This window comes from Pseudomonas sp. NY15435 (assembly GCF_048068295.1).
Taxonomy (GTDB): Bacteria; Pseudomonadota; Gammaproteobacteria; order Pseudomonadales; family Pseudomonadaceae; genus Pseudomonas.
Genome location: NZ_JBLUQA010000003.1, coordinates 161518 through 175346 on the forward strand (window position 1 = coordinate 161518; position 13829 = coordinate 175346).

At 66.6% G+C, this 13829-nt stretch carries 15 protein-coding genes; 3 read left to right on the plus strand and 12 right to left on the minus strand.

Annotated features, from left to right (window positions below; all coding sequences use genetic code 11):
- Positions 1-23 precede the first annotated feature (23 nt).
- On the minus strand, positions 24-1838 hold the full coding sequence (locus ACNFH5_RS07970; protein ID WP_416745091.1) for a monovalent cation:proton antiporter-2 (CPA2) family protein: 1815 nt from the start codon (positions 1836-1838) through the stop codon (positions 24-26).
- Positions 1839-1896: 58 nt separating this feature from the next.
- Positions 1897-2610 (minus strand): lipoate--protein ligase family protein, encoded by a 714-nt coding sequence (locus ACNFH5_RS07975; RefSeq protein WP_416745092.1) that lies wholly within the window; start codon positions 2608-2610, stop codon positions 1897-1899.
- Between the two features lie 240 nt (positions 2611-2850).
- On the opposite strand from ACNFH5_RS07975, the gene ACNFH5_RS07980 reads away from it, so the two are divergent.
- Positions 2851-4053 carry a GGDEF domain-containing protein gene (locus ACNFH5_RS07980; RefSeq protein ID WP_416745093.1) on the plus strand — a complete coding sequence of 401 codons (1203 nt, stop codon included), beginning with the start codon at positions 2851-2853 and terminating at the stop codon, positions 4051-4053.
- A 135-nt stretch (positions 4054-4188) separates the two neighbouring features.
- Here ACNFH5_RS07980 and ACNFH5_RS07985 read toward each other — a convergent pair whose 3' ends face one another.
- From ACNFH5_RS07985 to ccmA, 10 genes are all read right to left on the minus strand, one after another.
- A complete protein-coding gene (locus ACNFH5_RS07985; protein ID WP_416745094.1) occupies positions 4189-4593 on the minus strand; it encodes a hypothetical protein in 405 nt (134 codons plus the stop codon).
- A gap of 23 nt (positions 4594-4616) precedes the next feature.
- Positions 4617-5828, minus strand: coding sequence for a c-type cytochrome biogenesis protein CcmI (gene ccmI / locus ACNFH5_RS07990; protein ID WP_416745095.1), 1212 nt, complete (start codon positions 5826-5828; stop codon positions 4617-4619).
- Positions 5825-6295, minus strand: a complete 471-nt coding sequence (locus ACNFH5_RS07995; RefSeq protein ID WP_416745096.1) for a cytochrome c-type biogenesis protein — start codon at positions 6293-6295, stop codon at positions 5825-5827. The genes ccmI and ACNFH5_RS07995 overlap by 4 nt, the downstream gene beginning before the upstream one ends.
- Positions 6292-6834: a thiol:disulfide interchange protein DsbE gene (dsbE, locus tag ACNFH5_RS08000; protein WP_416745097.1), complete on the minus strand. Its 543-nt coding sequence runs from the start codon at positions 6832-6834 to the stop codon at positions 6292-6294. The genes ACNFH5_RS07995 and dsbE overlap by 4 nt, the downstream gene beginning before the upstream one ends.
- Before the next feature lie 2 nt (positions 6835-6836).
- Positions 6837-8810 carry a heme lyase CcmF/NrfE family subunit gene (locus ACNFH5_RS08005; protein ID WP_416745098.1) on the minus strand — a complete coding sequence of 658 codons (1974 nt, stop codon included), beginning with the start codon at positions 8808-8810 and terminating at the stop codon, positions 6837-6839.
- A gap of 1 nt (position 8811) precedes the next feature.
- Entirely contained in the window at positions 8812-9297 is a 486-nt protein-coding gene (ccmE, locus tag ACNFH5_RS08010; RefSeq protein ID WP_045212029.1) for a cytochrome c maturation protein CcmE, read from the minus strand.
- A complete protein-coding gene (gene ccmD, locus ACNFH5_RS08015; protein ID WP_024765945.1) occupies positions 9294-9470 on the minus strand; it encodes a heme exporter protein CcmD in 177 nt (58 codons plus the stop codon). Before ccmD ends, ccmE begins: the two co-directional genes overlap by 4 nt.
- A complete protein-coding gene (locus ACNFH5_RS08020) occupies positions 9467-10213 on the minus strand; it encodes a heme ABC transporter permease (RefSeq protein WP_416745099.1) in 747 nt (248 codons plus the stop codon). Before ACNFH5_RS08020 ends, ccmD begins: the two co-directional genes overlap by 4 nt.
- Before the next feature lie 65 nt (positions 10214-10278).
- On the minus strand, positions 10279-10950 hold the full coding sequence (ccmB, locus tag ACNFH5_RS08025; protein WP_017520311.1) for a heme exporter protein CcmB: 672 nt from the start codon (positions 10948-10950) through the stop codon (positions 10279-10281).
- Entirely contained in the window at positions 10947-11603 is a 657-nt protein-coding gene (ccmA, locus tag ACNFH5_RS08030; protein ID WP_416745100.1) for a cytochrome c biogenesis heme-transporting ATPase CcmA, read from the minus strand. Before ccmA ends, ccmB begins: the two co-directional genes overlap by 4 nt.
- A 260-nt stretch (positions 11604-11863) precedes the next feature.
- Between ccmA and ACNFH5_RS08035 the strand changes: the two genes are divergently transcribed.
- Together ACNFH5_RS08035 and ACNFH5_RS08040 are read left to right on the plus strand one after the other, a co-directional pair.
- Positions 11864-13486, plus strand: coding sequence for a flagellar hook-length control protein FliK (locus ACNFH5_RS08035; RefSeq protein ID WP_416745101.1), 1623 nt, complete (start codon positions 11864-11866; stop codon positions 13484-13486).
- Positions 13483-13824, plus strand: a complete 342-nt coding sequence (locus ACNFH5_RS08040) for an EscU/YscU/HrcU family type III secretion system export apparatus switch protein (protein WP_416745102.1) — start codon at positions 13483-13485, stop codon at positions 13822-13824. Before ACNFH5_RS08035 ends, ACNFH5_RS08040 begins: the two co-directional genes overlap by 4 nt.
- Positions 13825-13829 lie beyond the last annotated feature (5 nt).

The following is a 13829-nucleotide window of genomic DNA, read 5'->3' on the forward strand; positions in this document are numbered from 1 at the left end:
CTATCGATGCGCGGAATGGCCCGTCAGTGGTGGCCGATGCCCTGGTCTTCCAGATGGTCCGCCTCGAACAGGGTCTCCAGCTCCTTGCGGGCCTCGCGGGCGGTCTGGATCACTGCGGTCTCGTCGTCGTAGACACGGTACTGGGCCATCAGCACCGCTTCGTCGTGGCGCTTGAAGCGGCGGATGCGCGCGGCGACCTGCTCCTCGTTGAGGCCCAGGCCGGTGAGCAGCAGGCGGCTCATCTCCAGGCTCGAGTGGAAGGTCTCGCGCACCGGCGTCGCGTCAGCGTCCAGCAGGTGGTAGACGTGCTGGCGGTTTCGCGCCCGGCCGATGACCTTCAGATGCGGGTAGAGCTTGCGCACCAGGCGCGCGGTCTCGATGTTGGTCTGCGGATCGTCCGTGGCGACGACGAAGAACTCGGCCTTTTCCACCTGGGCGGCACGGAGGATTTCCGGGCGCAGCGGGTCGCCATAGAAGATCGGGATATTGCCGTAGCTGCGGGTCAGTTCGATGGTGTCCACCGAAGTATCCAGCGCAACGAAGGGCACGCCCTGGGCGCGCATGATACGGGCAACCACCTGGCCCATCCGGCCCATGCCGGCGATCACCACGCGCGGTGCGTCGTCCGGAAGCTGGCGGTATTCCGGCGGAGGCTCACGCAGTACAGCAGGCTTGGGCTTGATGCTGCGCGCCAGGGCCAGCACCAGCAGCGGCGTCATCGCCATGGACAGGGTGATGCACAGCACCAGCAGCGAGTGCAGCTTGCCGTCCATCAGCCCCTGGGCCAGGGCGAGCTTGAACACCACGAAGGCGAACTCGCCGCCGGCCCCCAGCAGCACACCCAGGCGGATCGCCGAGACCTTGTCCAGGCCGCCGGCCAGACGGCCGATGAGGAACAGTAAGGGCAGCTTGATACCCACCAGCAGCAGAGTCAGGCCGAGTACCACGAACGGCTCGCTCTTGAGCAGGCCGAGGTCGGCGCTCATGCCCACGCTGATGAAGAACAGGCCGAGCAGCAGGCCCTTGAAGGGCTCGATCTGCGCTTCCAGCTCGTGGCGGTACTCCGAGTCCGCCAGCAGCAGGCCGGCGAGGAAGGCGCCCAGGCCCATGGACACACCGGCCCACTCCATCAGCCAGGCAGTGCCCACCACCACCAGCAGCGCTGTGGCGGTGGACAGGTCAGCCTGGCCAGTGCGGGCCACCGAGCGGAACACCGGGCGCAGCAGGAAGCGCCCGCCGATGACCACGACGGCGATGCTGCCGACCACTTCCATGACGTGGGCCAGATCGCCACCAGGCGCGGCCGAGTCGGCGCGCGCGCCCAGCAGTGGAATCATGGCGATCAGCGGGATTGCGGCGATGTCCTGGAACAGCAGGATGGCGAAACCCAGGCGGCCGTATGGGCTGTTCAGCTCCTTGCGCTCGGCGAGAATCTGCAGGCCGAAGGCGGTGGACGACAGCGCCAGGCCGCCGCCCAGCACGACCGAGGTGTTCACCGGCATATCGAAGGCCAGCACCGCGACGCTGCCAATGGCCAGCGCGGTGAGCAGCACCTGCGCCAGGCCGACGCCGAACACCTGCTTGCGCATGACCCACAGGCGCTTGGGCGAGAGCTCCAGGCCAATGATGAAGAGCAGCAGCACCACCCCCAGCTCGGACAGGCTGGCGACGCTTTCGGGATTGTCGATCAGCCCCAGCAGCGACGGGCCGATGAACACCCCGGCGAGCAGGTAGCCGAGCACCGCGCCCAGCTGCAGGCGCTTGGCCAGCGGCACCATGAACACCGCCGCGAGCAGGAAGACCACTGCCGACTGCAGGTAATTCGTCCCATGTTCCATCTATCAAGACTCCTTGGAAGGGTTGGGGCGAAGCAAAGATCCACCCACGTCGTTCATCTCACACGTCCAGCGCCACGCCCTCGGCCAGCAGGTGCCGCTGGAACTGCCCGGCCAGGGCGTCCACCTGGTTCCAGGGCTGCTCGTAGCGCTCTTCCAGCGCCACGTGGCTACTGGCACGCACGCGAGCGTCGAGCCCGCAGTTCTCGTAGAACGCATTCACCGCGGCAACCATCGGCTCGCGCTGGTTCTCCATCAGGATGGCGCCGTGGGCCAGCACCACGTAGCGCCCGTCGCTGGGCCGGCGGCGCCAGCGCTGGGCGGTGCCCACCAGCTTGCGACCGCCCAGGTTGACGTTGTAGCGGCCATCACAGAAGGCACCCTCCACTTCTCCCAGGCCCGGATCGAGGCCGAGGGCGGCCAGCCAGTCGCAGAGCGGCTGGCACAGGCGAAGGTAAGCGGTCTCGATGCGCGTCTGCTCGTTGTCGCCCGGCGGGATGGCATAGACCAGCGCGACGTTGAGCACCCCGGCGGACTGCGGCACCGGCTCACCGCCAGTATCGCGCAGGGCAATCGGCCAGCCGAGCCCGGCGCAGGCCGCTTCGGCAGCAGGGAAGCCGTCCAGGCGGCTCAGTCGCCGGGGCATCACCAGCGACTGCTCCAGCGGGCTCCAGAACAGCAGGCCGCTGTCGCGTTCACCGGCGAAGGTGGCATCGAGCAGCGCGCGCTCGGCGTCCAGGCCCTGCTGCGCCGACAGTCGTTGCACTTTATTCATGAAGGCGTCCTGGGATTCATGACAGCGTCCTTGGAAGAACGGGGTTGCGGACTATGCCCGCCGAGGGCTTATCCGACAATGTTCCAGGCCAATTTACTGCCTGGATCAGAAATTTCAGCGTAGCGACCTGTGACAGCCCGCGCGTGTAGCCGGGTCACGTCGCGTCTGATCGCCACGACAGCAAGGCGGTGGCTGACTATTCTGCAAATGCCCGGCACTTTGCGCAGGAGGCCAGAGACCGTGTCCAGGACGTTGCTCCAGCGTCTGTACCACGCCATTGCCGTCAACGACGCGCTGGCGCTGCCCATTGCCCGGGAAAACCTGCGACGCCTGTACTTTTCCGCCTTGCTGGCGGTGCCCTTCGACCTGATTCACATCCTGGTCTTCCGCCTCAACCTGCAGGGCTCCAGCCCCGAATACGACGGCTGGCGGCTGGACATCATCCGAGTCCACGCCGTGGTCGCGGTGCTATTCAGCCTTCTCGGTCTCCTCGCATGGCTGGCCTCGCCGCCGCGCCGCAGCATGCCATTGTGGTACATGCAACTACTCACAATGCTGGGCAGCGCCCTGGTCCTGGGGTTCGGCATCGCCATCACCGGCGCCGACCAGCAGGTAACCAGCAGCATCACGCCCTTCCTCATGGCCTCGGTGGCCACCGCCCTGCTCATCCTGCTGCGCCCGAGCCTCGCCGTCATCCTCTATATCCTCGCCCTGGCCGCCTTCGAGCTGACCATGGCGCTGACCCAGGCCAGCCCGCAATTGCGCCTGTCGAACCAGATGGGCGGGTTGACCATCTGCGGCATCGGCCTGGTGCTGTCATTCATCCTCTGGCATGGCCATGTGCGCAACCTGCGCCAACGCGAGTTCCTCCGCCAGCAACGGCTGGAGCTGGAGGAAAAGAACCGCCAGCTGGAATACCTCGCCGGCCACGATCCCCTGACAGGTTTGTTCAATCGCCGCCAGTTCGACCAGCTGGTGGGTATGGAGCTTTCGCGCGCCGCCCGCCAGCCTGCGCCGATCAGCCTGCTCATGGTGGACCTGGATCATTTCAAGTTCATCAACGATCGCTACGGCCACCCGTTGGGCGACGAAGTCATCCGCCACACCGCCAACCTGCTGCGCAACTACACCCGTACCGGCGATAGCGTGGCGCGCCTGGGCGGCGAGGAGTTCCTGCTGCTGTTGCCCGACACCTCCCAGCCGCAGGCACGGGTGATCGCCGAGAAGGTGCGTCGGCTGCTGGAGGAAACCCCGCTGCCGATGAAGGATGGCCTGCTCTACCTTACCGCGAGCTTCGGCATCGCCTGCCTGGAGGCTGGCGTGCCGGGCACCTACGAGGGGCTCTACGCGGCGGCGGACAAGGCGCTGTACAGGGCCAAGGCGAGCGGACGCAATCGGGTAGAGGTGATTGAGCTGGGGACGGAGATGGGGACGTTCGATTGAACGCAGCCAGAGAGTCCCTGTAGGAGCGAGCTTGCTCGCGAACCGCTTGACGCTGGCACCACCGGAGAGCCCGTTCGCGAGCAAGCTCGCTTCTACAAAGCTGACAAACAGCTCGCGAATGGCGATATCGGCGCGTTACTGCGCGTACTTGCGGGTAAGCCCCGGCGGAACGCCGCTGCTGTCGGTTTCAGTCCAGGGACCTTGCGGGCCGACGCCCCAGTACCAGCCGTTTTCCCAGTGGTAGTAGGTGCGCTGGCGGTAGTAGAGGTCCTTCTGCCCCTGGATCACATAGACGCCGAGACTGGCGTCCCAGCGGCCCTTGCCGCCAGGCGGCGGGGCGAACTGAGTCGGGCGTTTGGCAGCCGGCGCAGCGCTGGGCTGCGGGGTGATGGGCGAGCTGGAGGTCTTCGCCGGCGGGATCGGCTTGCTCGGCTGCGAAGGCGGCGGCGTATGCTCGGGCGGTTGCTCCGGCTGTTGTGGCTGCACCACGCAACCACTCAGTACCAGCATGGCGCCCAGCGCCAACACTCTGCCCTTCATCGCTCAACCCTCTCTTGTCGTGATTACTTCTGATCCGGGCTGTCGATTGTCACGCTCTGTTCGCCCGCCTGGGAAGTAGACAACGAAGCGCTTCGTCCGATCCATTCCCCAGCGGTGGCATTGCCGGCGCGGGAGATCCGGGCGACGAGCTGCACCTGCGGATGCTGCGACAACTTGAGCTGCGGCATCATTGCATCGGCGTCGCTCAACGAAACTTCGCTGGGCAGGTCGGAGACCTTCAGGCGCTTCACCGCCAGCGGCATCGGCGGGCCGCTTACGGCGCGGGCGAAGACGAACACGCTGTCGTCCGGCTTGACCTGCCCCTTCACCGCGGCGGTCAGGTCGACCTTCACCTTCAGGGTCACGCCAGCGGTGGTGGCGGCAACCGGCGCCTCCGGCGGGGTCTGGCCCTTCTCGATCATGCGCTGGCGGGCACGCTCGACACCACCGGCAATGGCTTCGCGGGACGGGTCATCCTGCGGCAGCACAGCGACCAGGCGGCCCCAGTAGTCGATGGCGTCGGCGTACTTCTCGTCCTCGAACGCAGCAATGCCGAGCAGGCCGAGGGTGGTGACTTCCTGTGGGTCCTTCTTCAGGGCTTCATCGGCCAGGGCGCGTACCTCGGGGGTCAGCGCCTTGTCACCGGCGAAATACAACGCCTGGGCCCACTGACCGAGCACTTCCGGCTGGCGGCCGGACAGGCGCGCGGCCTGCTCGAAGGCCTTGGCGGCATCGGCGGCGCGGTTCTGCGTCATGTAGGTGCGACCGAGGAAGTACCAGCCTTCGGCGGAATCCGGCTGGGCCTGCACGGCGCGCTCCAGGCGCGTGGTCATCTCTTCCATGGAATGCGGCGCCGTGGCGAACTCGCGGGCCAGGGCGACCTTGTCGCTGGCGCCCCAGTGCAGGTACAGACCCAGGGCAAGGAACGGCAGGACCAGCGCCACGATCATCGGCGCAGCACGACCAAGACGTGAACGGCGATCCTCGCTGGCACCTTCGGTGTCGGAGAGGAGCTCGCGGGCCGCTTCGGCGCGGCCGGCTTCGAGCTGGGCATCGTCGAGGGTCCCGGCGTCACGCTGGGTGGTCAGTTCGGCCAGGCGCTCCTGGTACAGGGCGACGTTGAGGGCGGTGCGGTCTTCCTCGGCCTGGGCCTTGCGGCCGCGCAGCAGAGGGACAAGGAGGAATGCCAGGGCCACCAGCAACAGCAGGCCGGCAGCGAGCCAGAAATCGATCATTTGTCTTGGTTATCCAGCAATTGGTCGAGACGCGCCTGCTCCTCGGCGGACAGCGTGGTGGAGGTGGCAGCGGCCGGGCGACGGCGGCGCACGACGATGGCGCCAATGACGATCACGCCCAGACCCAGCAACGCGGCGGGGCCGAACCAGAGCAGCCAGGTGCGCTCGCTGACTTCGGGCTTGTAGCGCACGAACTCGCCGTAGCGGTCGACCATATAGTCGACGATCTGCTGGTTGCTCTTGCCGGCCGCCATCTGGGTGTAGATCTGCTTGCGCAGGTCGGCGGCGATCGGCGCGTTGGAGTCGGCGATGTCCTGGTTCTGGCACTTGGGACAGCGCAGCTCGGTGGTCAGGTCGCGGAAGCGCGCGCGCTCGGCGTCATTTGCAAACTCGTAGGTGTCGATGGCGGCGTGGGCGATGCCGGTGAGGGCAAGACCTAGCGCTGCGGCAGCTAGCAGACGCTTCATTTGCCCTCCGCTTCGTCGACCAGGCCCTGGTAGATCGGCGCCAGCTGATCACGCCAGACCTTCTCGTCGACGGCGCCGACCAGCTTGTGGCGGATGATGCCGTCCTTGTCGATGATGTAGGTCTCCGGCGCGCCGTAGACGCCCAGGTCCAGGCCCAGGGTGCCCTGCGCATCGGCGATGTTCAGCAGGTAGGGGTTGTGCAGCTCCTTGAGCCACTTCTGCGCGGCGGCGCCATCATCCTTGTAGTTGATGCCGTAGATCACCACGCCCTTGGCGGCGAGATCGGTGAGCACCGGGTGCTCGAAGCGGCAGGTCGGGCACCAGGTGCCCCAGACGTTGACCAGCGCCGGCTTGCCCTTGATATCGGCCTCGGTGTAAGTCTTGCCCGGCTCGGTGACGCTGGGCAGGGAGAACGCCGGGAACGGCTTGCCGATCAGCGCCGACGGCAGCTCGCTGGGGTCCAGCCACAGGCCACGGAAGAGGAATACCGCGACGACCAGGAAGATCGCCAGGGGCAACAGCAGGATCGCACGCTTCACACTCAGGCTCCCTGTCCGGCGAGGCCGAGGGCCTCGCGTACACGCGTTTTCACTTTCAGGCGATAGCGACGATCCAGCGCCGCCAGCACGCCGCCCAGGGCCATCAGCAGGCCGCCGAGCCAGATGAAGCGCACGAAGGGCTTGATGTGCACGCGCACGGCCCAGGCGCCGTTGTCCAGCGGCTCACCCAGGGCGACGTAGAGGTCGCGGGTCAGGCTGCCGTGGATGCCGGCTTCGGTCATCATCGAGTTCTGCACGCTGTACAGGCGCTTCTCCGGGTGCAGCGTGGCAACTTCGGAACCGTTGCGGGTCACCAGGATGGTGCCCTTGTCGGAGGTGAAGTTCGGCCCTTCGAAGTGATGGGTCCCCTCGAAGCGGAACTGGTAACCGGCCAGCTCCACCGACTCGCCCGGCGCCATGCGCAGGTCGCGCTGGGCGCTGAACTGGCTGGTGAGGACCACGCCGATGGCGCAGATGGCGATACCGAAGTGCGCTAGTTGCATGCCCCAGTAGCTGCGGTTCAGACCCGCGGCACCGGCGATCACGCCCTTGTGGCGGACCTTGTCAAAGAAGTCACGCACACCGGCCAGCACCACCCAGGCCGCCAGCATGAAGACGGTCAGCACTTCCCAGTGCAACTCGCCATACAGGAAGCTGCCCAGGCCGCCCAGCACCACGGTGCCGATCAGCACCGGGGTGAGCATGTTGCGCAGCCAGCGCGTCGGAGTGTCCTTCCAGCGCACCAGCACACCGACCGCCAGGGCCAGCATGAGGATGGCGATCAGCGGCACGAACAGCGCGTTGAAGTACGGCGGGCCGACCGACAGCTTGGCGCCGCTGATGGCATCGAGCACCAGCGGGTAGAGCGTGCCCAGCAGGATCATCGACGCGGTGACCACCAGGATCAGGTTGTTCAGCAACAGCAGGGTCTCGCGGGACCACAGGGCGAAGCCGACCTGGCTCTTGACCACCGGCGCGCGCAGGGCGAACAGCGTCAGTGAGCCACCGACCACCACCAGCAGGAAGGCGAGGATGAACACGCCGCGCTCAGGGTCCGAGGCGAAGGCGTGCACCGAGGTCAGTACGCCCGAGCGGACCAGGAAGGTACCCAGTAGGCTCAGCGAGAAGGCCGCGATGGCCAGCAGCACGGTCCAGCTCTTGAACACGCCGCGTTTCTCGGTCACCGCCAGCGAGTGGATCAGTGCGGTGCCCACCAGCCAGGGCATGAAGGACGCGTTTTCCACCGGGTCCCAGAACCACCAGCCGCCCCAACCCAGTTCGTAGTAGGCCCACCAGGAGCCGAGCACGATGCCCACGCCGAGGAAGGTCCAGGCCACCAGGGTCCACGGGCGCGACCAACGCGCCCAGGCCGCGTCGAGGCGGCCACCGAGCAGCGCGGCGATGGCAAAGGCGAAGGCCACCGAGAAGCCCACGTAGCCCATGTAGAGCATCGGCGGGTGGAAGATCAGGCCCGGGTCCTGCAACAGCGGGTTCAGGTCGTTGCCGTCAGCCGGCACCTGCGGCAGCAGGCGGCTGAAGGGGTTCGAGGTGATGATCAGGAACAGCAGGAAGCCGGTGCTGATCATGCCCATCACGGCCAGCACGCGGGCCAGCATCACTTCCGGCAACTGGCGGGAGAATACCGAGACGGCGAAAGTCCAGCCGCCAAGAATCAGCGCCCAGAGCAGCAGCGAGCCTTCGTGGGCGCCCCACACCGCGCTGAACTTGTAGAACCAGGGCAGCGCGCTGTTGGAGTTGCTGGCGACGTAGGCCACCGAGAAGTCATCGTGGAGGAAGGCCCAGGTCAGGCAGCCGAAGGAGAACAGCAGGAAGGCGAACTGCCCCCAGGCTGCCGGGCGCGCCAGGCTCATCCACTGGCGATCGCCGCGCCAGGCGCCGATCAGTGGGAAAAAGGACATCACCAGCGCCATGCACAGCGCGAGGATCAGCGAAAGGTGGCCGAGTTCGGGGACCATGTCAGTTGCTCCCCTGCTGTGGCGCGGCATTGCCGCTCTGGCTGGCCTCGTAGTGTTCCAGCTTGCCGCTGTCCTTGAGCGCCTTGGTGACTTCCGGCGGCATGTATTTCTCGTCGTGCTTGGCCAGCACTTCATCGGCGGTCAGCACGCCGGCTTCGTTGATCTTGCCCAGGGCGACGATGCCCTGCCCTTCGCGGAACAGGTCCGGGAGGATGCCGCGGTACTTCACCGTGACTTCCTTGGCGAAGTCGGTGACCACGAACTCCACGTCCAGCGAATCCGCCGAACGCTTGAGCGAGCCCTTCTCCACCATGCCGCCGGCGCGGATGCGCGTGTCGTGCGGCGCCTCGCCGTTGGCGATCTGGGTCGGGGTATAGAACAGGTTGATGTTTTCCTGCAGGGCCGACAGCGCCAGGCTGACGGCGACGCCAACGCCGGCGACGATGGCGAGAACGATGTACAGACGCTTCTTGCGGACCGGATTCACTTGCTGGCCTCCCGGCGCAGACGACGCGCCTCTTCTTGCAGGTAACGCCGCCGCGCCACGATCGGCGAGACGACGTTGATCGCCAGGACCACCGCGCAGATGGCGTAGGCGGACCACACATACGGACCATGGTGTCCCATGGCGAGGAAATCGGAGAAGGACTCGAAACTCATAGCGCGCGCTCCACCTCGGCCTTGACCCAGCTCGCGCGGGCTTCGCGCTTGAGCACTTCAAGGCGCATGCGCATCATCAGCACCACGGCGAAGAAGCAGTAGAAACCGGCGACCATCATCAGCAGCGGGATCCACATCTCCGGCGGCATTGGCGGCTTCTCGGTGAGGGTGAAGGTGGCCGGCTGGTGCAGGGTGTTCCACCAGTCCACCGAGTACTTGATGATCGGGATGTTCACTACGCCGACGATGGCCAGCACGGCGCAGGCCTTCGCGGCGCTGTCGCGGTTGGTGATGGCCTGGCCGAGAGCGATGATGCCGAAATACAGGAACAGCAGGATCAGCATCGAGGTCAGGCGCGCGTCCCAGACCCACCAGGCGCCCCAGGTCGGCTTGCCCCAGATGGCGCCGGTGACCAGCGCGACGAAGGTCATCCAGGCACCGATGGGCGCGGCGCACTGTACGGCGACGTCGGCGATCTTCATTTTCCAGATCAGCCCGACCGCGCCGGCCACCGCCAGCATCACGTAGCAGGACTGGGCGAGGAACGCGGCCGGCACGTGGATGTAGATGATCCGGAAGCTGTTGCCCTGCTGGTAGTCCGGCGGCGCGAAGGCCAGGCCCCAGACAGTGCCGGCAACCATCAGCAGGATCGCGGCGAGCGCGAACCAGGGCATCCAGCGTCCGCTGATCTCGTAGAACCACTTGGGCGAGCCAAGCTTGTGAAACCAAGTCCAGTTCATCATCAGGCTCTGTAATTCAAAGCTCTAGTCTGCCGCCGGTGCCGCTTCCCAGCCCGGCGATCGTTCGTTCACTCGCCGACGCTGATCTTCAGCCCGGCGGCGATGGCAAAGGGCGTCAGCGTCAATGCTAACGCCGTCAGGCTGGCCAGCCACAACAGGTGCCCGGCGGTGGGCAGTCCCTGCAGCGACGCCTGCAGCGCTCCGCTGCCCAGGATCAGCACCGGAATGTAGAGCGGCAGAATCAACAAGGCCAGCAGCAGGCCGCCTCGCTTCAAACCCACGGTAAGGGCCGCGCCAACCGCGCCCAGCAGGCTCAGGATCGGCGTGCCCAGCAGCAACGACAGCAACAGGTCGGGCAGGCAGCGCGCCGGCAGGCCCAGCATCAGGGCGAACAGCGGCGACAGCAGCACCAGCGCCAGCCCTGAAACCAGCCAGTGTGCCAGCACTTTAGCCAGGACCAGTAGTGGCAGGGGGTGCGGCGAAAGGACCCACTGTTCCAAGGAGCCATCTTCGAAATCGCTGCGGAACAGGCCGTCCAGCGACAGCAGCACTGCCAGCAAAGCCGCAACCCAGACCAGCCCCGGCGAGAGATTCTTGAGCATTTCCGATTCGGGGCCGACCGCCAGCGGGAACAATGCGATGACGATGGCAAAGAACACCAAAGGATTAGCCAGCTCCGCCGGACGGCGGAACAGCAGGCGCGCTTCGCGGGCGAGCAACAGGGTGAAAACGTTGCTCATCGCGCCGCGACCTCCCGTGCATGCTGGCCCAGGTCAAGGGCACGGTAGCCCTGCGGCATGCGCTCCAGCGTGTGGTGGGTGGTCAGCACGACCAGACCGCCACGCTCGCAATGGCCGGCCAGGTGTTCTTCGAGCTGAGCCACGCCCTGCTTGTCCAGGGCGGTGAAGGGTTCGTCGAGGATCCACAGCGGCGGCGCGTCCAGGTACAGGCGCGCCAGAGCCACGCGGCGCTGCTGGCCGGCGGACAGCGTATGACAGGGAACATCCTCGAAGCCGCGCAGGCCCACCGCATCCAGCGCCTGCCAGATGGCATCGCGGTTGGTCGGCTGGTGCAGGGCGCAAAGCCAGGCGAGGTTTTCCTCGGCGGTGAGCAGGCCCTTGATGCCGGCGGCGTGGCCGATCCACAGCAGCAGCCGGGCCAGTTCGTGACGCTGCTCGGTGAGCGGCTTGCCGTTGAGCAGCACGTCACCGGCAGTGGGCTGCATCAGGCCGCTGAGCAGGCGCAGCAGGCTGGTCTTGCCGCTGCCGTTGGGGCCGACGATCTGTAGCATCTCGCCCGCGCCCAGTCGCAAATCGAGACGCTCGAACAGCATGCGCCAGTCCCGCTCGCAGGCGAGCGCCACGGTTTCGAGGAGTGGATGGGTCAAGGGCATCGGCAACCGTCGGGCAGAAAACAGTCAGTGGTGCAAAAAAGCGGCCATACCGCCCGGGCCGCCAAGCACGGCCTCGGGCGGCGCATTATACACAGGCGTTCCTACGCTCGACGTCAGGTTTTTCGACAGGGTGTAACGTCAAATCAGCGCACCTTGCCTGTGTGCACCGCCCTCCTCGGCTGCCGCCGGACGGTCTAAAGTGCCCACGGTCGCCGCCGATACACTGGGCGTAACCCCGTCACGCCGCCTACAGGTCCCCGATGCCGAGTGAAATTGGCGCTTCCCGTCCGCTACCGCCTACACCGTCGCTGCGCAGCGCGCAGAGCTCGGCCGAGCTGACGCTCAAGCTCGCGCAGAGCCTGGGCGACCTGTTGCCGCCGGGAGAGAAGGCCCACGCGGAGGTGCTGGCCGTGCGCGACGGGCAAGTGAACTTCCAATTGCTGCTGCGCCTGACCATGGCCAGCGGCCAGCAAGCATTGGTCGTCGCGGAAAGCTCCCAGCCGCTGCCCAAGGGCAGCACCCTGCAACTCTCGACGCTGAACCAGACCAGCCTCGCCGCTACCTTGCTGACGCAACCGAGCCTCGGCCCGCTCGGCCTGGGCGGTGCCAGCCAATCGCCACTGGGCAGCCTCGACCTCGACGTGCTGCCGGTCGGAACGCTGATCCAGGGCAAGGTGGACGCCAGCCAGCTGATCGCCCAGGGCAAGGCCGAACAGGTGGTCTACAAGGTCCTGGTGACGCTGCTCAACACTCCGCTGGCCGGGCGCCAGCTGAGCCTCGAATCACCCAACCCGCTACCGCTCAACAGTCTGCTCAGCGCCCGTGTGCAGGACCAGCAGGCCTTGCAGTTCCTGCCGATGAACGCACGCCTGGACCAGCTCGACCTGAGCCTGCAACTCGGCGCCCAGCAAAGTCGCCAGGGCTCGCTGGACGGCCTGTTCAGGGCGCTGCAGGGCGCTGGAACCAATCCGAACACGAGCCCGGACCTGAGCCCCGAGCTGCGCCAGGCGGTGGACAAACTGCTCGGCGCACTCCCGGACGTGCGCCAGCTCAGCGACGCCAAGGGCGTGGCCCAAGCCTTCCAGCAGAGCGGCGTATTCCTTGAGGCGCAGTTGCTGCGCGGAGTGGAGGGCCTGCCCCAGGACCTCAAGGCCAATCTGCTGCGATTGATCGCCCAGCTCCTGCCAGCCGTCCAGGGCGGAACCGCAGCCGCGGTCCTGAGCAACCTGCCGGGCAATGCCCTGGCCGGAGCCAACAATCTGGCGCAGGCCATGCCCTCCTTCGTGCGCAATGCCCTGGGCGTGATCGGCCAGACCAGCGGCCGCACGCCGCCAGCGATCAGCTTTCCGCTGCCCAGCCGGCTGGCCCGTGAACTGGAGCAGGAGGGCGATCTCCAGGCGCTGCTCAAGCTTGCCGCCGCAGCGGTTTCGCGCCTGCAGACGCATCAGTTGGGCAGCCTGGCGCAAAGCGACGTACTGCCCGACGGCACGCTGGTGAATACCTGGCAGCTGGAAATCCCCCTGCGCCATCAGCAGCAGATGGTGCCGATCCAGGTGCGTATCCAGCAGGAAGAAAAGGACAGTCCGGCGAGCGAGCGCGAGCAGCAGACGCGCGAAATGCTCTGGCGCGTCGACCTGGCCTTCGACCTGGATGGCCTCGGACCGCTCCAGGTCCAGGCGACCCTGGCCCATGGCAGCATCGGCACGCAGTTGTGGGCCGAACGCGCCACCACTGCCAGCCTGATCGATGGCGAACTGGGCACCCTGCGCCAACGTCTGAACGACGCCGGCCTGACCGTGGGCGAGCTGAGTTGCCGCCAGGGCAAGCCGCCCCAGGGCGCACGCACGGCGGTGGAACAACGCTGGGTGGATGAAACCGCATGAAGAAAGCCAGAAAAGCGCCGCGCCAGGCCATCGCGCTCAACTACGACGGCCAGAGTGCGCCGACGCTCACCGCCAAGGGCGACGACGAATTGGCGGAAACCATCCTCGCCATCGCCAGACACCACGAAGTGCCGATCTACGAAAACGGCGATCTGGTGCGCCTGCTGGCGCGCCTGGAGCTGGGCGACGCTATTCCCGAGGCGCTCTACCGCACCATCGCCGAGATCATCGCCTTTGCCTGGTACCTCAAGGGCAAGAGCCCGCTGCACGACACACCGGAGTCACCGCCGGACACCACGCCCCTGCTGCTGGAAGGCCCTGCCTCCCGGCGCCGGTAGACCGC